At 36.4% G+C, this 21,222-nt stretch carries 13 protein-coding genes; 10 read left to right on the forward strand and 3 right to left on the reverse strand.

From position 1 onward, the window contains the following. The first annotated feature begins 18 nt into the window (after positions 1 to 18). The 8 genes from EGH73_RS07570 (at position 19) to EGH73_RS07605 (ending at position 11,877) form a co-directional block, all read left to right on the forward strand. Positions 19 to 786 (forward strand): class I SAM-dependent methyltransferase, encoded by a 768-nt coding sequence (locus EGH73_RS07570; protein ID WP_123281335.1) that lies wholly within the window; start codon positions 19 to 21, stop codon positions 784 to 786. A gap of 218 nt (positions 787 to 1,004) precedes the next feature. After that, positions 1,005 to 2,153 (forward strand): efflux RND transporter periplasmic adaptor subunit, encoded by a 1,149-nt coding sequence (locus tag EGH73_RS07575; protein WP_123281336.1) that lies wholly within the window; start codon positions 1,005 to 1,007, stop codon positions 2,151 to 2,153. A 77-nt stretch (positions 2,154 to 2,230) separates the two neighbouring features. After that, positions 2,231 to 5,377 carry an efflux RND transporter permease subunit gene (locus EGH73_RS07580; protein ID WP_123281337.1) on the forward strand — a complete coding sequence of 1,049 codons (3,147 nt, stop codon included), beginning with the start codon at positions 2,231 to 2,233 and terminating at the stop codon, positions 5,375 to 5,377. 19 nt (positions 5,378 to 5,396) lie between these two features. Next, the gene (locus EGH73_RS07585) at positions 5,397 to 6,800 is read left to right on the forward strand and encodes an efflux transporter outer membrane subunit (RefSeq protein ID WP_123281338.1); all 1,404 of its coding nucleotides are present in this window, start codon (positions 5,397 to 5,399) and stop codon (positions 6,798 to 6,800) included. Positions 6,801 to 6,897: 97 nt separating this feature from the next. Continuing rightward, the gene (locus EGH73_RS07590) at positions 6,898 to 7,743 is read left to right on the forward strand and encodes a helix-turn-helix domain-containing protein (RefSeq protein WP_123281339.1); all 846 of its coding nucleotides are present in this window, start codon (positions 6,898 to 6,900) and stop codon (positions 7,741 to 7,743) included. Between the two features lie 88 nt (positions 7,744 to 7,831). After that, entirely contained in the window at positions 7,832 to 9,139 is a 1,308-nt protein-coding gene (locus EGH73_RS07595; protein WP_123281340.1) for a TolC family protein, read from the forward strand. A 21-nt stretch (positions 9,140 to 9,160) separates the two neighbouring features. Then, on the forward strand, positions 9,161 to 10,282 hold the full coding sequence (locus EGH73_RS07600; RefSeq protein ID WP_089768699.1) for an HlyD family secretion protein: 1,122 nt from the start codon (positions 9,161 to 9,163) through the stop codon (positions 10,280 to 10,282). 2 nt (positions 10,283 to 10,284) lie between these two features. Beyond that, on the forward strand, positions 10,285 to 11,877 hold the full coding sequence (locus tag EGH73_RS07605; RefSeq protein ID WP_123281341.1) for an MFS transporter: 1,593 nt from the start codon (positions 10,285 to 10,287) through the stop codon (positions 11,875 to 11,877). Between the two features lie 158 nt (positions 11,878 to 12,035). Here the strand turns inward: EGH73_RS07605 and EGH73_RS07610 are convergent, their stop codons facing one another. Continuing rightward, positions 12,036 to 13,490: a sigma 54-interacting transcriptional regulator gene (locus EGH73_RS07610; RefSeq protein ID WP_123281342.1), complete on the reverse strand. Its 1,455-nt coding sequence runs from the start codon at positions 13,488 to 13,490 to the stop codon at positions 12,036 to 12,038. Positions 13,491 to 13,571: 81 nt separating this feature from the next. Further along, complete coding sequence (locus EGH73_RS07615; RefSeq protein ID WP_184808082.1) at positions 13,572 to 14,714, reverse strand: vWA domain-containing protein; 1,143 nt, start codon at positions 14,712 to 14,714, stop codon at positions 13,572 to 13,574. Positions 14,715 to 15,011: 297 nt separating this feature from the next. On the opposite strand from EGH73_RS07615, the gene EGH73_RS07620 reads away from it, so the two are divergent. Further along, complete coding sequence (locus tag EGH73_RS07620) at positions 15,012 to 15,716, forward strand: class I SAM-dependent methyltransferase (RefSeq protein WP_123281343.1); 705 nt, start codon at positions 15,012 to 15,014, stop codon at positions 15,714 to 15,716. Positions 15,717 to 15,769: 53 nt separating this feature from the next. On the opposite strand, the gene metG is transcribed toward EGH73_RS07620, so the two are convergent. Beyond that, positions 15,770 to 17,803, reverse strand: a complete 2,034-nt coding sequence (gene metG, locus EGH73_RS07625) for a methionine--tRNA ligase (protein ID WP_123281344.1) — start codon at positions 17,801 to 17,803, stop codon at positions 15,770 to 15,772. 694 nt (positions 17,804 to 18,497) lie between these two features. Between metG and EGH73_RS07630 the strand changes: the two genes are divergently transcribed. Then, positions 18,498 to 21,218, forward strand: coding sequence for a SusC/RagA family TonB-linked outer membrane protein (locus tag EGH73_RS07630; protein WP_123281345.1), 2,721 nt, complete (start codon positions 18,498 to 18,500; stop codon positions 21,216 to 21,218). Positions 21,219 to 21,222: the final 4 nt, after the last annotated feature.

Consider the following 21,222-nt stretch of genomic DNA (forward strand, 5'->3'; position numbering starts at 1 on the left):
TAATCTCAATTTCCGATTTTGAAAAAAATTGCCAAATTCCTACTGAACGCGATTCCAAGACCAATGCTTATTAACCTGAGCATTTTTTTGCGTCCAGTAATTGTTTTGTTTTTCAAAGGAAGCAATTTCACCGACCCAATTGATGGGAAATCTTATCGCAAGTTTCTGCCTTACGGTTATGGGAAGCAACGTCCGAATGCGTTGTCTCCCGGGACTTTATCCTTAGAAAGACACCGCCAGATGTGGCTTTACCTCCAAAACGAAACCAATATTTTTACCCATAAATTAAAAGTTCTTCATATCGCACCAGAACAGGAATTTCTCAGAAAATTCAAAAAAATGAAGAATTTGGAGTACACCTCTGCTGATTTATTTTCGCCAATTGTGGATGTAAAAGCAGATATTGTGGATTTACCATTTGAAGATAATAGTTTTGATGTCATTATTTGTAATCACGTTTTGGAACATATTGTAGATGACAGAAAAGCGATGTCCGAACTTTACCGAGTGATGAAATCTGGAGGTTGGGGAATTGTTCAAGTTCCAATGAGAAACTCTCTGGAAAAAACTTACGAAGATTTTACAATAACAGATCCTAAAGAACGTCAAAAGCATTTTGGACAGTACGACCATGTTCGCTGGTACGGAATGGATTATTTTGACCGTCTGAAAAGTGTAGGTTTTGACGCGGATATCAATTTCTATTCTCAAAAATTCTCTGAGGCTGATATCAAAAGATTCGGTCTAAATAAGAATGAAATTCTTCCTGTGGTAAGGAAACTCTAATTGCTATTACTTAAAATCAGATAATCAATTCAAACAAATGTTTGATTAGTAAGTGTTAAATATTCTCTAAAATTATTTTATAAAAGATTGAATATCAGCAAAAATAGTTTTTGTTGATTATCTTTGATAGATTTTATTATTATTTACATAACGTATAAATTGCAGATAATTTATAAATTTGAACGTTTGTTTGAAAATAGATCTAAAAATAAGTATTTATGAGGAATATTGCGTTATGCATTTTTGTTGTTTTAGGTATTTTGACGGCTTGTTCAAAGGCTGAGAAAAAAGATGACAAAAAAGAACTGCCACCACAACCGTATCAGTATATCGTTGCGAAAACTGGTCCAGCCGAAAATCTTTCTCAATATCCTGCAAGATTGGAAGGCATACAAAATGTTGAGATTCGTCCAAAAATTGATGGTTTTGTAGAAAAGATTTTTGTGGACGAGGGCAGCCAGGTGAATAAAGGGCAGCTGCTCTTCCTGATTAGAAATCCACAGTACGAGCAATCTGTGCTAGCCGCACAAGCAACGGTAAATAGTGCAAGAGCGCAAGTGGCAACCGCCCAGATGCAGGTGACAAAAACCAAGCCGTTGGTAGATAAAAAGATTATCTCGGCTTATGAACTTCAAGCAGCAGAACTAGCACTCAGATCAGCAAAAGCAGCTTTGGCCGAAACTCAGGCTCAGCTAAGTAATGCACAGGTAAACCAGGGTTATACTAAGATTTTCAGTCCAGTAAGTGGTGTTGTAGGAACTTTACCTTACAAAGCAGGAAGTTACATCAGCAGTGCTACATCACAACCTCTAACTACAGTTTCAAACGTTTCAAAAATATTCGCTTATTTTTCAATTAATGAAAAGCAACAGCTGGAATTCTTCAAACATTCCAAAGGTGCTACGATTCATGATAAAATCAAAAATTCTCCTTTAGTAAATCTTATTTTGTCGGACGGAAGCCAATATGATCATAAAGGAAAAATAGAATCAATCAGTGGTTTGGTAGATCCTAGCACGGGATCCTTCTCAATGCGTGCGACTTTCCCTAATCCAAACGGATTACTCAGAAGCGGCTACAGCGCAACAATACAGTTTCCAAACAACCTGGAAAATGTTATCATTATACCTCAGTCAGCAACTTACGAATTGCAGGGAAAAGTGTTTGCTTATGTAATCGGGACTGATAATAAAGTCAAATCTGTAGAGATCAAAATCGAAGAACTTCCGGATGGGCTTGCTTATGCTGTAACCTCCGGCCTAAAACAAGGTGACAAAGTGGTGGTGGAAGGTATTGGTCTTCTGAAAGATGACACTCAGGTAGTGCCGAAAGAAGTGAGCTTGCAAAGCGCCATCAACAAAAAGTAGTCGTAGTTTAATCAGAAAGATAGATGTTGTGATTTTTAATCTTCTTCATATATCTACTTCCTTCTAGTCTAAAAAATATGTTTAAAAAATTTATAGAACGTCCGGTTTTATCTACAGTAATTTCCATCATCATTGTTATTCTTGGTGTTTTGGGTATTGTTTCGCTTCCGGTCTCACAATACCCCGATATTGCACCGCCCACAGTAGTTGTGAGTGCAAGTTATCAAGGTGCCAATGCAGATGTTATTCTGAAAAGTGTCATTGTTCCGCTAGAAGAGCAGATCAATGGTGTGGAAGGGATGACATATATGACCTCTTCTGCAACCAATGATGGTTCCGGTTCCGTTACGGTTTATTTCAAACAGGGCGTTGATCCTGATATTGCTGCTGTCAATGTACAGAACAGGGTTTCCAGAGCCACACCTTTGCTACCTGCAGAAGTAACGAGAGCCGGAGTTACAACCACCAAAAGACAAAGCTCCAACGTTTTGATTTTCTCTCTATACAGTGAAAATCCGGCGTATGATATGACTTTCCTTCAGAATTATGCAAGCATCAATATTACACCGCAGATCAAAAGGGTAACCGGTGTGGGGGATGTAACGGTTTTTGGTAATAAGGATTATTCCGTCAGAATCTGGCTCGATCCTAATAAAATGGCGGCGTATGGACTGGTTCCGTCCGATATTAATACGGTTCTTGCTGAGCAGAATATTGAGGCAGCACCAGGAAGTTTGGGTGATGAAAGTGACCAAAGCTTTCGCTATACGCTTAAGTATAAAGGTAGATTGACAGAAATTCCGGAATTTGATAACATCATTATCAAAGCCACTGAGAACGGTCAGATCCTAAAGCTGAAAGATGTTGCAAAAATTGAGCTAGGTGCTCAGGATTACACTGGAAGTAGCGTTACGGACGGTCATCCGGCTATTGGTATGGCAGTGGCGCAGACTGCGGGTTCCAATGCTCAGGATGTTATTAATCAATCGATAGCGGTTTTAGATAAAGCCCAAGAATCATTTCCGAAAGGAGTGAAATATGTGGCCTTAGTGAATGCCAATGACTTTTTGGATGCTTCTATTGAAAAAGTAATTCATACATTGTTTGAAGCGTTTATCCTTGTATTTATCGTTGTATTCTTGTTTCTTCAGGATTGGCGTTCAACATTGATTCCGGCTATTTCGGTTCCGGTAGCTATTGTGGGAACGTTTTTCTTTCTCGATATTTTTGGATTTACCATCAATTTGTTAACCCTTTTCGCATTGATATTAGCAGTAGGAATCGTGGTGGATGATGCCATTGTGGTGGTAGAAGCAGTTCACAGTAAGCTAGAACAGGGTGAAAAATCTCCGCTGAAAGCTTCTGTCGATGCTATGAATGAGATCAGTGGAGCGATTATAAGTATAACATTGGTAATGGCAGCGGTATTTATCCCGGTCAGTTTCATTACAGGTTCTGCAGGTGTTTTTTATAAACAATTTGGATTAACATTGGCAATTTCAATTGTTCTTTCTGCAGTAAATGCCTTGACATTAAGCCCGGCACTTTGTGCTATATTTTTAAAACCTCATTCCGACGAAGAGAAGAAGCGGAACTTTATACAACGGTTTTTTACCAATTTCAATATCATTTTTGATGCTTTTGTAAAGCGGTATTCTAGAGGTGTTTTGCTTCTTCTTAGAAAAAAATGGATGGCTTTTGCAGGATTAGTTGTTTTTGCAGGAATTTTTGCGTGGCTGATGAATACCACTCCAAAATCTTTTGTTCCAAGTGAAGATATGGGCGGTGTTTTTATGGATATTTCATTACCAATCGGTTCCAATGAAAACCGAACGAAAGAAGTGATGGCAAAGGTTGAAAAAATTGTGGAAAAACAACCAGAAGTGCTGCATATATTCAAAGTTTCGGGAAGAGGGATGATTAGCGGTAGCGGATCCAATAACGGAATGCTGATTGTAAAGCTGAAGGATTGGAAAGACAGAACGGCAAAAGGATCGGATATCCAGTCATTTATAGCAAAATTATATAAGGAAACAGCAGGTATTAAAGATGCGAAATTGACTTTCTTCGGAAGACCTACGCTTCAAGGGTTTGGTAATGCCGCCGGTTTTGAATTGCAGATCCAGGATCAAAAAGGCGGAAGCATCAGCGACCTTACCAAAGTGACCAATGATTTTATTGACAAGATGAACCAGCGCCCGGAGATCCAAAGGACTTTTACCTCTTTTAACCCGAACTATCCGCAGTATATGATCGATATAGATGTGGCTGCTACTAAAGCTGCTGGGTTTACAGTATCTGATTTATTGGGAACCATGCAAGGTTACTATGGCGGTGTTTACTCTTCCAATGTCAATTTATTCGGTAAGCAATACAGAGTGATTTATCAGGCGCCGTTTGAAAGTCGCGAAAATGTCGAAAGTTTTAATCAGATTCAGGTCAGAAATAAAAATGGTGAAATGGCACCGCTTAGCAGATTCATTACGGCTAAAAGAGTGTACGGACCTCAGGCGATCGGACGATTCAATTTGTTTACGGCAATTTCAATAAACGGAACACCGAATCCTGGATTCTCTTCGGGTGATGCCATCAACGCTGTGGAAGAAGTAGCTAAGCAGACTTTACCTCAAGGCTACGGTTTCGAATATTCCGGACTAACCAGGGAAGAGGTCAATTCCAGCAGCCAGACGATTTATATCTTTATTTTATGTTGCGTTTTCGTCTATTTTTTATTGGCGGCGCAGTACGAGAGTTATCTGCTTCCATTTGCAGTAATGTTATCGTTACCTGTAGGTTTGGCTGGGGTAATGATGTTCAGTGCCTGGATTGGTGGTTCCAATAACATTTATACGCAGATTTCATTGATTATGTTGATTGGTCTCTTGGCGAAGAATGCAATTCTGATCGTAGAATTTGCTTTGGACGCCAGGAAAAAAGGTTATACCATCGGTCACGCCGCTATAAGTGGAGCAAAGCAAAGAATCCGACCGATTCTGATGACATCATTTGCCTTTATCTTTGGGTTGATTCCATTAGCCGTATCAACAGGAGCCGGTGCTGTCGGTAACCAGTCTATTGGCATCGGTGCTATTGGAGGAATGTTGTTCGGAACTATTTTCGGAGTGTTCTTTATCCCGATCTTATTTGCTGTTTTTATGTACCTTCAGGAAAAAGTCAGCGGTAAAAAAGACCTTGAAAAATACGATGGACAATTAAGCGAGTAATTTAAATCAACCTAAAGCAATGAAAATTAAAATCATAAATTTAGTTCTGTTGGCCGGTATTGCGGGTTTCTTTTACTCTTGTAAAGTAACGGATACCTATCAGGATCCGCAGATAGAAAAAAGCAGGCAGGATAATCTTTTTCGACAGAAAACCGGTAATGACAGTATTTCTACAGCTAATGTTGCATGGAATCAGATTTTTACCGATTCTAAACTTCAGACTATAATTAAAAAAACCATTGAGAATAATCTTGATCTGAAAGTTGCTGTTGCCAGGATTCAGGAAGCCGATGCGGTTTTCAAACAATCGAAATTGCAGAATCTTCCCAGTTTAGACGCTACAGCTTCTGTTACCGAAACTAAAAACAGTGCGGCGGCGCAAGGCGGCAATTTTATAATGCCGGATTTATTGGTTTACAGATTAGGAATTTCCACCGGTTGGGAGGTTGATATCTGGGGAAGAATCAAATCTCTGAAAAAATCAGCTTATGCAGGATTTCTTCAGACAGATGCAGCGAAAAGAGCAATTCAAACTCAAATGGTTGCGCAAGCTGCAACTTTATATTACCAGTTGATTTCTTTGGATAAGCAATTAGAAATCACAAAACAGACAATAGAACTTCGTAAGAAAGATGTAGAATCTGTTCAGTTGTTGATGGATGCGGCTTATTTAACGGGTGCAGATGTCGAACAAAGCAAAGCAAACCTTTATTCGGCGCAATTGTCGGTTCCGGATTTGGAATTACAGATTCAGCAGGCGGAAAATTCTTTGAATATTTTAATGAATGATAATCCTCAAACGATTGAAAGAAATTCTATCGATTCTCAGGTTATTTACAGCGATTTGAAAACCGGAGTTCCTGCTTCCTTACTGAAAAATCGTCCGGATGTTCAGGCGGCTGAATTGACGTTCCGTCAAGCTTTCGAAAACAAAAATATGGCGATGGCGCAGGTTTATCCTACAATTAGTATCACAGGAACTTTGGGATTATCTACAAGATTACTGGAAAATTTCTTTACTAATTCTTTGTTTTATACGCTTGGTGGAACTGTAACGCAGAATATCTTCCAAATGGGAAATAGAAAAGCGCAGGTCAAAATAATGGAAGCTCGTAAAATGCAGGCTTATTATACATTCGAAAAGACTTTGCTCACAGCAGGTTCCGAAGTTTCTAATTCATTATTGTCTTATCAAAAAGCTAAAGAAAAGGAAATGACAAGACAACTTCAAATCCAATCTTTGGAAAAGGCTGTTGAATTTAATAAAGAGTTGTTAACTTATTCGTCTAATGTTAATTATGTGAATGTGTTAACGTCAGAACAATCATTATTAGCCGCAAAATTAGCTGGAGTGAATGATAAACTTCAACAGTTACAAGCCGTTACCGAATTCTACAGAGCACTTGGAGGCGGACAATTTTAGACACTAAATTTTTTTACGATACTTGAAAACCTGGCAATTTTGTTGGGTTTTTGTTATTGTCTAAAATTATAAATTCATAAAACATTAAATTTGTGGGATGACAGCTTTAGAACAATTCGGAGTTGAGATTTTTACTCAGGAAACTATTAACCAAAGAATCGCGACAGACAAACCTTTTCGCCCCGATAATCCTGCGTTTTTATTTATCAAAAGCGGAACAATAAAACTTCGCCAACATCTTAGTGATCTGGAATTGACCGCCAATACTTTTATAGTAACAGACCCGCAAACAGTATATGAGTTGATTTCCATCAGCGATAATTTCCAGTCGAGGATGGTTTCTTATAAGCGCGAATTTATTTCTACATTGTCGTTGAAATTTAACAGGTTAATTACCTACCGGTATTTCCGTCAGCAGATGAATGTCGGTGTTCCGTTTTCTCCGGATGATCTGGAAGTGGTTTGGAAAAGCGTCAATTTTTTAAAATATATTCTCGATTCTGACACTGAAATGATCTATAAGAAAGAGATTGTGGAACATCTTTTCTCGGTTTTCTGTTATCAGATTGCAGGAATTATTGCCAATGAAGACAACAGCTCTATGAATCAGATGTCGAGACAGGAAGAGATTGTTTTTTTATTCCTTAATGATTTGTCAAATCATCATTTGAATAACCGCAATGTTGAGTTCTATGCGGAGCAACAATCCATTACAACCAGACATCTTTCGTCGGTGGTAAAGTCCATTACGGGAAGGTCTGCAAGTCAGATTATAGCTTCCATTGTAATCAATGAAGCAAAAGTATATCTTAATTCTTCTAAAATGCCTATATCTGAGATTTCTGCAGTATTGGGGTTTAGTGATCAGTACTCTTTTTCTCATTTTTTCAAAAAGCATATGGAGATTAGTCCTAATCAATACCGCGCGCAGTTTGTAAAGTAAAATCTTACATTTGAACATCTTTTTCCAAGTCTCAAGCATTTATTTCCATTTACGATTATCATAATTTTGTACCCGAAAAACAAGTATAATGATAAAGTGTACAAAGGCTATACTATCTATATGGTTAGCAATTTGCCCTGCGCTGTTTTTCTCGCAGGACAGACAGATGACAGCGAGGGAAGTAGCTGATATGGCAATTGTGAACCATCAGCAACTCAAGGTGGCTGCTCAAAATATTGACATTGCAAAGCAGAATGTGGAAATAGCAAAAGAGCACAAATTACCTTCTATTAAGGCTTCTACCAGCCAGTTCTATCTTGGTAATGCATTCGTTTTAGAAAAAGATCTCACAGATTTTCAAAATGTGACGATGCCGCATTATGGCAGTACCTATGGTATTGAGGCATCTGAACTCATCTTTAAAGGTGGTCTCGTGAAAAAAAATATAGAATTAGCAGGACTTCGGGAGCAATTGGCTTTATTGGATTTTGATAAAAATAAACAAGATATAAAACTGTTGGTGATTTCCAATTATTTGGATGTCTATAAAATCATAAACCAACAAATCGTTTATGAAAATAATAAAAAACTAGCGCTTGAACGTCTGAAAAATATTCAAAAATTTTATCAGCAAGGGATGCTCACGAGAAACGAAGTTATCCGTGCAGAACTTGCGATAAAAAATCTTGATCAAGGAATTTTAACATTATCAAATAATAGGAAAATCCTTAATTATAATCTTGATATCGCTTTGGGATTATCTGATGAGACTCAAATAGTGCCAATAGAAGATCTGAGTAGTAAAGAAGCTGGATTGGGTTTAGAATATTATAAAAACTTAGCACATGAAAATAATCCTCAGTTAAAATCTGCAAAGACCAATATTGATGTAGCGGATAAAAATATTGAGATCATAAAAACGGATAAAATGCCAACCTTAGCTGCTTTTGGAGGATATTCCGTTCAAAGACCTTTTACGAATGTAATGCCTGCGATGGATATTTATCTAAACGTTTGGCAAACAGGTGTACAACTTAGTTATAATATTGATAGCCTTTTCAAAAGCAAAGGAAAGATAGAGCTGGGAGAGATGCAGAAACATCAGGCACAAGATGCCTTGACTCTTGTGAAACAGAATATCGATATGTCTGTGAATGCAGCGTATATAAAGTATGAAGAATCTATCCAGCAGGTAGATATTCTGGATGAAGCTAAAAAGCTAGCGGAAGAGAATTATAAAATTACAGAAGCAAAATATTTGAATCAATTAGCTGTCCAGACAGAAATGATCGATGCACAAAATCAAAAATTACAATCGGAATTGGATTATACAAATGGCGAGATCAATGTTTTATACCAATATTATAATCTTTTAAAAACTACAGGCTCGTTATAATTATTTACTCAAAACAAAACAATGGAAAACAAGAAACAAAATACTCCAGAAACAAAATCTGCGCCTGTACAGTCTGCGGTTGCACTCAAGAAAAAAGAAAATAAAAAAAATAAAGTTAGAGCCATTATTTCTAACATTATCGTGTTTATCGTTATAGGAGTGGGTTTATTTTATCTGATTCGCGAGTATTACCACCTAGGTGATAAAACTTATACAGAAGCTGCTCAGGTAGAAGAATTTATTAACCCGATTAATACCAGAGTGTCGGCTTATATCAAGGAAATCAAATTTATAGAACATCAGCAGGTTAAAAAAGGAGATACACTCTTGGTGTTGGACAACCGGGAGATTCTTACACAATTGGGACAGGCAGAAGCGGCGTATCAAAATGCAATAGCTCAAAAAATGACTGCAGGTTCTTCCGTAGTTACAGTCTCTAATAATACCAATGTGGTACAGTCTAATATTGCAGGTTCAAAAGCTAGATTATGGAATGCTGAACAAAACCTCAACCGTTATAAAAATCTTCTTGCAGCAGAAGCAGTAACGCAACAGCAATATGATCAGGTGAAAACGGAATATGATGCGCAAAAAGCGGCGTACGAAACATTACTTAATCAAAAGAATACGGCCAATCTTTCTACTATCGAAGCCAAAAATAGATTGGGGATTAACGATGCTGAGATCAAAAGAACAAAATCAGCTCTGGATATGGCGAGAATCAACCTTTCTTATACCGTGATCACAGCACCTTATGATGGAGTAATGGGAAGAAGAACAATATCAGAAGGTCAATTGATACAGCCAGGTCAACAGGTTGCAACCATTGTTCTGAATGGTCAAAAATGGGTTACTGCCAATTTTTTGGAAAGTCAGATGCCTAATATCAAAATTGGACAAAAGATGATAATGGCAGCAGATGCTTTGGGCGGACAAAAATTTGAAGGCAAAGTGACTGCGATTTCTGCGGCTACAGGAGCAAAATATTCTAGTGTTCCTACAGATAACTCGACAGGTAATTTTATAAAAGTTCAACAAAGGATTCCGGTAAGGATAGAGTTTACTTCCAATAACAAAAAAGAAGATATCGATAAACTGAGTGCCGGCATGAATATGAATATCAAGCTAGAATCTAATAAATAATAATGTACAACAAAGGTCTATATAACGATTGGGTTCCCAAGCCATTGCAGTTGCTATTGATAGTGTTGATGCTTGCATTGCTTATGCCGCTTAGTGGCGTTTACACAGGGAATATTACCAGTTTATCCAGCGGACTAGGTACGCAATCCGAATACTTTTTGTGGGCCAATTATGCCAATACAATTGGAATGGGAGCTTGTATGCCTATTGTTGTAAGACTGAAACAACGATTTAAAGTCAGAGATAAGATTATTTTCATTCTGATTGCTTTGGCGATTCTTTGTTTTATTAATGCAACAGCAACCTCCCCAATGATTTTTGTGTTCACAGCACTTTTGATAGGTTTTTTGAAGATGATAGCATCTCTGGAATTTTTCTTACCATTGATGGTAATGATGGGGAATAGAGGATTTTTCTATGGTGCCTTTTATACCTTCGTGCTGGTTCTTCAACAATTGGCATCATATTATGCAACAGAAGTATCCTTAGTATATAATTGGCAGCAGTTTTACATTTTAGCTGCTATAGCTTGTTTATTGATGGCCTTTTTACATTGGTTTTTTATGCATGATAAATATTTTGCCATCAAAATGCCTTTGCATTATATCGATTGGATGAGTATTGTGTTGTTTTTTTCAACCTTTATGTTTTCGGCTTATGTTTATGCATTTGGTAAACAACAGGATTGGTGGAACTCCCGCAAGATTATTCATGCAAGTGTAGTTGCTTTTGTAAGTTTTGGGATGCTTTGTGTAAGACAATTAACTCTTAAAAGACCTTACCTTTCTTTTAATATTTTTAAAAAAAGCAATGTTGTCAATGGTTTGATCATGTTATTCTTTCTGGGGATGTATCTTGGAACTGCTTCTATTCAGAACACTTTTTCAATGGGCGTGTTGGGCTATGATCAACTTACAAATGCAAAACTAAGTACATTGATGATTCCAGGGATTATTGTTTCCGGTATATTGGCGATGTTTTGGTTCAAAAAAGAATTACCGGTTAAGATGTTTGTCTTTTCTGGTTTCTCTGCGATGCTGGGCTATGCTATCATAATGTACTTTTCTATGGTTTTAGAGTTCAGCTATAATGATTGGTATTTGCCCATGTTTCTCAAAGGCTACGGGATGGGCGCCTTGTTTATATCTGTTTGGTACTATACGTTGGACAAATTAGAACTTAATGATATGATTGCAGCTATTGGACTGGTTCTGGTTTGGAGAACGTTTTTGGCTGTTGGGATTTTTTCTACATTATATTCGTGGTTTCAGTACAGATTTCAGATAGAGAGTATTGGCAATGCTGCTGTTTATTTGGATGGGATGACAATTACCCCGCAAACACTTTCCAAAAACATCAGGCTATTGCAGCTGAATGCCATTATAGTGGCAACTAAAAGAATATTTGGTTACATCATCATCACAGGCTCAGGCGTTCTGGTTTATGTTCTTTTTCATCATTTTGGAAGAGAAAGGTTTGAACAGCTGAAGTTTATGAAAGCTTTAGCAGGAAAAACAGTTATTACCAGAAGAAGGTTAAAAGAACGGAAAAAATTTACAGAAGGCGTGAAGGATGCTGCAGGATCTGTTATATAGGAATAATTGTTTTTCGTGAGCTAGGCACTGTTTCTTAGGAGATTGGGCTTTGCTTTTTTTAGAAACTATAGTTTATCCTAAGTATGTAGATGGGGCTATAAATAAAAACCTCGGAGAAATTTCTCCGAGGTTTTGTATTTTGAAATTTATTGTAAAACTTATTTTCTAAAAAACTGCCCAATTCCCGCCGATTCAAAGTTGAAATTAGAAGCATTCTCCGATTTATCCAATTTTTTACTGATGGTCAAAGCCCAAAGCACCAACTCTTTGCAGAAGTTTTTATCATTGTCATTCATTTCAGGAACATTTTCTTCAATCAAAGTGGTTAGAGGTTTTACGCTGTCCAATTTGTTATAGAATTCTTTATCCGTATCAGAATAATTAAGCTCCAGATGATTGTTGTTGAACCATTGGATGATATCAGTGTAAGGTGTTTTCAAACCTTCTTTTTCTAGTTTTGGAACTCTCGGGAAAAGACTTTCGAATTGTGTCATCACAGCGTCGTCGATTAATATTTTGGCTACGAAATCTGCGCCTTCCTGTTCGCCTTCATATACCAATTCAATCTTTCCTGTAATGGATGGAATAATTGACATAAAATCCAACAAACGAACTTGTGTCTTATCCGAATCAGATTCCAAAAGTCTCAATTTGGCAGCTGCAATTAGGTTTTCCATCGCACTGATTGTTAGACGTGCACTCACGCCACTTTTCGCATCTACATATTCACTTTCTCTGGCTGCAAAAGCGACTTCTTCCAAAAGATTTCTTGCCAAATCTGGAACTTGGATTTTTGCTTTATCATCCTCGGAAATTAAGGCTTCCTGTTCGGTAATATGTCTTGCTAATGCTATGGTTTTTGGATAATGTGTGAAAATCTGAGAACCAATTCTGTCTTTCAAAGGTGTAACAATACTTCCTCTGTTGGTATAATCTTCAGGATTTGCGGTAAACACAAACTGAATATCCAAAGGCATTCTCAACTGGAAACCTCGGATCTGGACATCGCCTTCCTGCAAAATATTAAACAAAGAAACTTGGATTCTCGCTTGCAAATCTGGCAATTCATTCAAAACAAAAATCGAACGGTTCGCCCTCGGAATCATTCCATAATGTAAAACACGTTCGTCCGAATAAGGTAGCTTCAAAGTCGCGGCTTTAATTGGGTCGATATCGCCAATTAAATCTGCTACGTTTACGTCGGGTGTTGCTAGTTTTTCAAAGAATCTTTCTGAACGATGAACCCAAGAAATTGGTGTTTCATCTCCCAACTCAGCAATTAAATCTCTTGCGAATTTCGATATCGGCTGAAATGGACTGTCATTGATTTCCGAGCCTTTCACAATCGGCATATATTCGTCCAAAAGATTAACCATACTTCTGGCAATTCTGGTTTTTGCCTGTCCACGCAATCCTAAAAGATTAATGTGATGTCCAGCCAAAATTGCTTTTTTTAATTGTGGAATCACGGTGTCTTCGTAACCCCAAAGTCCTTCGAAAACTGGTTCTTTAGCTTTGATTTTTGCAATCAGATTGGCTTGGATTTCCTGATTGATGGTTTTATCTGTATATCCCGATTTTTTTAGTTCTTTGAGTGTTGTATCGTTTTTCATTTTTAATATTTATTTGTATGGATGTTGGAAGATGGATGCTGGGAGTCTTCCAACCTCTGACATCCAGCTTCCCGCTTTAATTTAAATTCTTTTAATTCTATTTTTTTCGTAATCTTCAAATATCATTTGTCCCAAACCAGAGAGTCCGGTTAAGAAAGCTTTTCCTTTGTTTTGAGCTGTGAAGGCTTTCACAAATTGTCTCAGATATGGGTCTTGTGCAATCATAAAAGTGGTAATAGGGATTTTCAGTTTTCTGGCCTGTGCGGCTCTGTTGAGACATTCCGAAACAATTTTTTCGTCCAATCCCACACTGTTCATATAATATTCGCCGGTCGGAAGTTTTAGACAACTTGGTTTCCCGTCGGTAATCATAAAGATTTGCTTGTTCGTATTTCTTTTTCTTCGGAGGATGTCCATTGCCAATTCTAATCCAGCAACGGTATTGGTGTGATAAGGTCCAACTTGCAGATAAGGCAAATCCTTAATCTGAATTGGCCACGCATCATTCCCGAAAACAATGATGTCAATGGAATCTTTCGGATATTTTCTTTTGATCAGTTCCACCAAAGCCATCGCAACTTTTTTAGCAGGCGTGATTCGGTCTTCGCCATACAAAATCATCGAGTGGCTGATGTCAATCATCAAAACCGTACTCATCTGCGCTTTATGTTTGGTTTCTTCAACAATCAGGTCGTTTTCCGTTAACCTCAAGTCCGAAATTCCGTTGTTGATTTGTGCATTCTTGATACTTTCAGTCAGATTAACCATTGCGAGGTCATCGCCAAATTGGAAATTTCGGTTTTCTCCATCTTTCTCGTCACCAACACCACTTTTGTTAGTTCTGTGATTACCAACGCCGCTTTTTCTCAGTTTTCCAAATATTTGGTCGAGGGCATAATCTCTTAAAGCTGCTTCCAGTTTAGCTGTCAGAATATTTTTGCCTTCTCCAGAACCTGTATTACCATCTTCAGTTTTAATTTCTTCTTTGATGTAACCTCGTTTTTTAAGGTCTTCGATGAAGTCATCCAAGCCATATTCTTCATTAAAAATGTCGTACTCTTTATCGAGCATATCTAGCCAGTCAAAAGCCTCGTCCAAATCTCCGGAAGTGTGGATGAGCAAGTCTTTGAAGACGCCAAATACCCTGTCAAAATGCGAAACCTCTTCCGGAATATGCTTGCTGAAAGTGAATCCCGTCTGGAAGTTTTTATTTTTATCTGTCATAGATTGATTTCAAATTTGAGATACAATTTAGGCATAATTAGCAAAATCTGAACCGTAAGAAAATAGAAAAAAGTAATGACAATGATAAACTTATACATTAAACACAAAGACACAAGGTTTTAATTTTTATTCAATAATTCTTTGCAGGCACAAAAGTTTTCAACTTTAAGAAAGATGAAATATTGTTGTGAAAATATCTTTGTGCCTTAAAAACGAATCGAAAAAAAATATTTTGTGTCTTTGTGTTTAACTTAAACTACGAAACTAAAATTCTATCTTTGCAAAAGATTTATCGCTATGAAAGACTTAATGGGACGCGCAATCTGGGATTATTATCACAACGATAATCCTGAAGATTTAGAAACCGAAACTTCGATTTCTGAACTGGATGAACTTCCCGTGGATTATCTTTTCCGAGATTTTGATGCGATGAATAAAATCGAACAAAAAGCTTTAAAATTGGCGAGCGGAAAAGTTTTGGATATCGGAGCTGGAGCTGGTTCGCATTCGCTTTATCTTCAGAATGAAAGACATCTTGAAGTTACAGCATTAGATATTTCTCCAAAATCGATTGAGGTTTGTAAATTGAGAGGCGTGAAGAGTGCTGTTGCAGAGAATATGTTGCAGTTTTCAGAAGGTAATTTCGATACGATTCTTTTGTTGATGAACGGAACAGGAATTTTCCAAAGCCTGAATGTTATTGATATTTATCTCAAAAAACTTTATTCTTTATTAAGCGCAAAAGGTCAGATTCTGGTTGACAGCACCGATATTCTCTATATGTTTGATGAGGATGAAGATGGTGGGATTTTAATTCCTGCCGATGGATATTATGGGGAGCTGGATTACATTGTTCACTATAAAGGCGAGTCGGAAGACCCGATTAAATGGCTTTACCTGGACTACAATACCTTGAAAAACGCTGCAGAAAATAATGGTTTTAAAATCGAAAAAGTTTTGCAGGAAGAAGATTCTTATTTGGCGAAACTGACTAAGAAATAAAAAAGAGGCTATCCTTTTGAGACAGCCTCTTTTTGTTTATGTAATTTTTAATATTACCCAATCTCAATCCCATTCTCAACGGTTTCATCAGGTGTTACGAAAGATAATTTTCCGTCTGGTTTTGTTGTCAATAAAAACATTCCTTGAGACTCAATTCCGCGGATTTTTCTTGGCGCAAGATTTAATAAAATCATTACTTGCTTACCAATCAATTCTTCTGGAGAAAAGCTCTCCGCAACACCAGAAACAACAGTTCTGATATCGACACCAGTATCCACTTTGAACTTCAATAATTTGTCCGCTTTCTCTACTTTTTCAGCTTCAAGAATAGTAGCAGTTCTCAAATCGATTTTAGCAAAATCATCAAATTGTATTTCCTCCTTCATAGGATTGGCGTTAGGGTTGGTTTTTTTATTGTTTTGTTTGGTGTTTTCTAATTTTTGGATTTGAGCTTCAATAACATCATCTTCGATTTTCGAGAAAAGAAGAGATGCTTCATTGATTTTATGACCTGTTTCAATTAAAACAGATTTATTTTCAACATCACTCCAATCAGATTTTTGAACGTTGAAAATATTCAACAATTTCTCAGAACTGAAAGGCATAAACGGTTCACACAATTGTGCCAAAGCAACTGCAATCTGAGCGCCTACAAATAAAGAATGTGCCGCTTTTTCAGGATTATCTTTAATTGTTTTCCAAGGTTCTTCTGTCTGAAGATATTGATTTCCAAAACGTGCTAAATTCATCAAAGCTGTTAAGGAATTTCTAAATTCATAGTTTTCTAAGAAACCTGAAATCTCTTTTGCTGATTTATTGATTTCAGCTAATTCAGTAGCGTTTACATCACCTTGAGGAACGATTCCATCATAATATTTATGTATCAAAACCGCCACTCTGTTGATAAAGTTTCCGAAAATCCCAACCAATTCAGAATTGTTTTTGGTTTGGAAATCTTTCCAAGTGAAGTTGTTATCCTTAGTTTCTGGAGCTGATGAAAGCAACGCATATCTCAAAACATCCTGTTGTCCAGGGAAGTCTTCCACATATTCGTGTGCCCAAACTGCCCAGTTTCTTGAAGTGGAGATTTTTTCATTTTCAAGATTCAAAAATTCAAAAGCAGGAACGTTTTTCGGCATATTGAAATCGCCGTGAGCCTTCATCATCGCAGGGAAAATAATACAGTGGAAAACAATATTATCCTTTCCAATAAAATGAATCAAATCAGAATTTTCATTTTGCCAATAATCTTTCCAATCTTTTCCATTTTTCTCTGCCCATTCCTGAGTGAAAGAGATGTAACCGATTGGCGCATCAAACCAAACGTAAAGCACTTTTCCTTCTGCACCAGGAAGAGGAACCGGAACGCCCCAATTCAAATCTCTTGTCATTGCACGAGGCTTCAAACCATCATTCAACCAAGATTTTACTTGTCCGTAAACGTTGGTTTTCCAGTCGTCTTTGTGACCTTCGATAATCCATTCGTTTAGGAAATCTTCATATTCGTTCAGAGGAAGATACCAATTTTTGGTTTCCTTAAGAACAGGAACATTGCCGCTCAACATCGATTTTGGATTGATTAACTCCGATGGAGAAAGAGTAGAACCACATTTCTCACATTGGTCTCCATAAGCGTTTTCGTTGCCACAATTCGGACAAGTACCCACAATATATCGGTCTGCTAAAAACTCTCCAGCCTGTTCGTCAAAATACTGCTCAGACATTTCTTCCGTGAATTTCCCTTTTTCATAAAGAACTTTGAAGAAATCCTGACTTGTTTCACGATGGTTTGCTGAGGTCGTTCTTGAATACTCATCAAAAGAAATCCCCAAATCTGAGAATGATTTTTTGATGATTTCGTGGTATTTATCAACAATATCTTGCGGAGTAACGCCTTCTTTTTTAGCTCTTATGGTAATAGGAATCCCGTGCTCATCGCTTCCGCAGATAAACGCCACATCTTTTCCTGATCTTCTTTGAAATCTAGCATAAACATCCGCAGGAATATAAACACCCGCCAAATGCCCTATATGAACCGGTCCGTTTGCATAAGGCAAAGCCGCCGTAATCATCTTTCTGTTTGACATTTTTTAATTGAAATTTTGAGTTGCAAAAATACGATTTTCATTTTTAAAATCAGATAAGTGAAAGCAATATTAAAATGGATCAAGAACAATTAAGTTTTTAGTTTAATTGAGATTATAACAAGAGCATTTAACTTATATCCAGTTTTGAATTGTAATTGCAAAATCAAATTATTAGAAATGAAATTTTTCCACTTGTTTTTGTAGGTCCGTTCTAGATCGTTTGTTCGTCCATTGTTCGTTTTTGAACGGTTTGTTTGAAATTTAATGTTTTAATGATTTTTGGTTAATTAATTTAATCTAAAAATTAATTAGGTTGAATTTTTTAAGTTTTGTTAAAGTCACGAATTTATTGAAGTTTTTAGCAATTGGAAAAATTCTAAAAATTATAATTTGTTTCATTTTTGATTAATATAGGATTAATATTGGTTAATTTAGAAGAAGAAAAACAAGCTTGAAAACCGAAAAAATTACTAAATATCATTATTTGTTAAAAAAAATAACATTACTTTAAATATTTGATTTTTAGTGCTTTAAATTTAATAGTAGTGTTTTTTTTGATAAAATGATGTACTAAATTCACTGATTTTAAAAATATTTTAACACGATGTGGTTTTTTTTATAAATTGCAAAACTAGATTAAGTGTAATTTAGAGACAAATAAGAAAATAATATAAACCTTAAAAATTTATTTTTTGTGAGAAACTATAATGTATTAAAAATTGCTCCAGCTTTTCTATTGCTCGGATCAATGCTACATGCACAACAAAATGATTCGGTGAAAAAAGAAACTGAGATCGAACAGGTTGTGCTGATTGGTTATGGTGCTAAGAAAAAAACAGACCTTACTGGTTCTATTACTGCTATTTCAGCAAAGGACTTTAACGAAGGGAGTGTTAATTCGCCAGAACAACTGATACAAGGGAAAGCTTCGGGTATACAAATTACTACAAACAGTGGAGCGCCTGGTGCTGGTTCAACTATTAGAATTAGAGGAGGAGCTTCCCTTAATGCTAGTAATGATCCATTGATCGTTATTGATGGTGTGCCTTTGGATAATAATGGTATTAATGGAGCTTCTAATCCATTGGCATTGATAAACCCCAATGATATTGAGTCGTTTAATATCTTGAAGGATGCTTCTGCTACTGCTATCTATGGGTCAAGAGCATCTAATGGAGTTATTATTATCACTACGAAAAGAGGGAAAACGGGTAAATTAAAAGCGACTTATACCACCACTACTTCTGTTTATGATAAGATGGGGACTGTGGAGATGTTATCGGCTGATCAGTTCAGGGATGTAGTCAATTCTAAGGCTGCTAATAATTACAAACTTCTTTTAGGAAAATCTAATACTAATTGGCAAAAAGAAATCTACCAAACTGCGGTTGGGTTCGATAACACACTTTCTCTATCTGGAGGAGTGAAAGGGTTGCCATATAGATTATCCTTAGGTTATCTTAATCAAGATGGTATTATTAAAACTAATAATATTGAAAGGTCAACTGCTTCATTAAATTTGAATCCTAAATTTTTTGATAATCATTTAGATATTAATTTCAATTTGAAAGGTACATATGTTGAAAACCGTTTCAAGGATGATGGAGCTGTAGGTGCTGCTGTGGTGTTTGATCCAACACAATCTGTTTTTGCACCGGGTTTTGAGAACTATGGTGGATATTTTGAATGGTTGGATTCTACCGGTACACCAAATACGAATGGAACAAAGAACCCTTTATCTATGCTTAATCAGCGCTATGATCTTTCGTATGTTAGCCGAGTTTTGGGTAATATCCAGTTTGATTATAAAATGCATTTCCTGCCTGAGTTAAGAGCAAATCTTAATTTAGGCTACGATTATTCTGATTCTAACGGGAATACTACGGTTTTACCAACAGCAGCAACAGAGTACTATAGAAAAGGCTCTTACAGAAGATATACTCAAGAGAAAAAAAACAAGTTATTAGAGTTTTATTTAAATTATACCAAAGATATATCAGCAATCAATTCATTAGTGGATATTACTGCGGGGTACTCTTATCAAGATTGGAAACGAAGCGAACCTTTTGCACCAACAAGTTATGGTAATGGAACAATGAATCCACAAACAGGAAACGACTTCTTTACCCAAAATACATTGATTTCTTACTTTGCCAGATTGAACTATACTTTTGATAAAAAGTACCTTTTAACAGCTTCGGTAAGAAGAGATGCTTCTTCAAGATTTAGTGAAGATAATAGAGTAGGATATTTCCCATCTGTGGCATTAGCTTGGAGAATAGATCAGGAAAACTTTATTAAAAATACCAATGTATTCTCTACTTTAAAATTGAGAGCTGGTTGGGGACAAACTGGTCAACAGGATATTAATAACAATGATTACCCTTATTTAGCCAGATATGTACAATCTAACAGTGGTGCCCAGTATCAAATTGGAGATGTTTTTTATAATACCTTACGAGGAGAGGGTTATGATAAAAATATCAAATGGGAAACTACTACTACTAAGAACTTGGGACTTGATTTTGGATTCTTAAATAATAGAATTAATGGTAGTATTGAGGTTTATGAAAAAGAAACAAAAGATTTGTTGAGTGTAGTGCCTGTCCCTGCTGGAGCTAATTTAACAAACTTGTTGTTGACCAATGTTGGAGATATGAGAAACAGAGGTGTCGAATTCAATATTGGAGTTGAAGCGATCAAAAATGAAAACTTCTCATGGGAGTTTAATTTGAATGCCACTCATTATAAATCAGAAATTACCAACCTTGCATCAACTTCTGTTTTAACAGGTGGAATTTCTGGAGGTACGGGAAGTACAATCCAAGTTCATGCGGAAGGATATCAACCTAATGCTTTCTATGTTTATCAACAGGTTTATAATCAGGAAGGTAAACCGATTGAAGGTGTCTATGTGGACCGTAACGGGGATGGGATTATTAATAGTGGGGATTTGTATCAATATAAATCTCCTGCACCAGAACTATTACTGGGTTTTTCATCTAGATTTACATATAAAAACTGGGATTTAGGATTTACAATGAGAGCGAGTTTTGGTAATTATGTTTATAATAACCAAGCTTCCCAATTTGGTAACCTATCAGGAATAAAAGCAAACAACTATTTACAGAACATACATACGAGTTATCTGGATACTCAGTTTGATACTCCTCAATTTTTCAGTGACTATTATGTCGAAAATGGGTCATTCTTAAGAATGGATAATATCAATATAGGATATAATTTTCCAAGCTTTATTAATGAAAATTCTAAATTAAGAGTTTTTGGTTCTGTTCAAAACGCATTCTTAATCACTAATTACAGTGGATTAGATCCAGAAGTATTTAATGGTATTGATAATAACCTTTATCAAAGACCAAGAGTGTATTCTATTGGGTTAAACTTTCAATTTTAATTAA

It is taken from the genome of Epilithonimonas hominis (assembly GCF_003730015.1).
Lineage (GTDB): Bacteria > Bacteroidota > Bacteroidia > Flavobacteriales > Weeksellaceae > Epilithonimonas > Epilithonimonas hominis.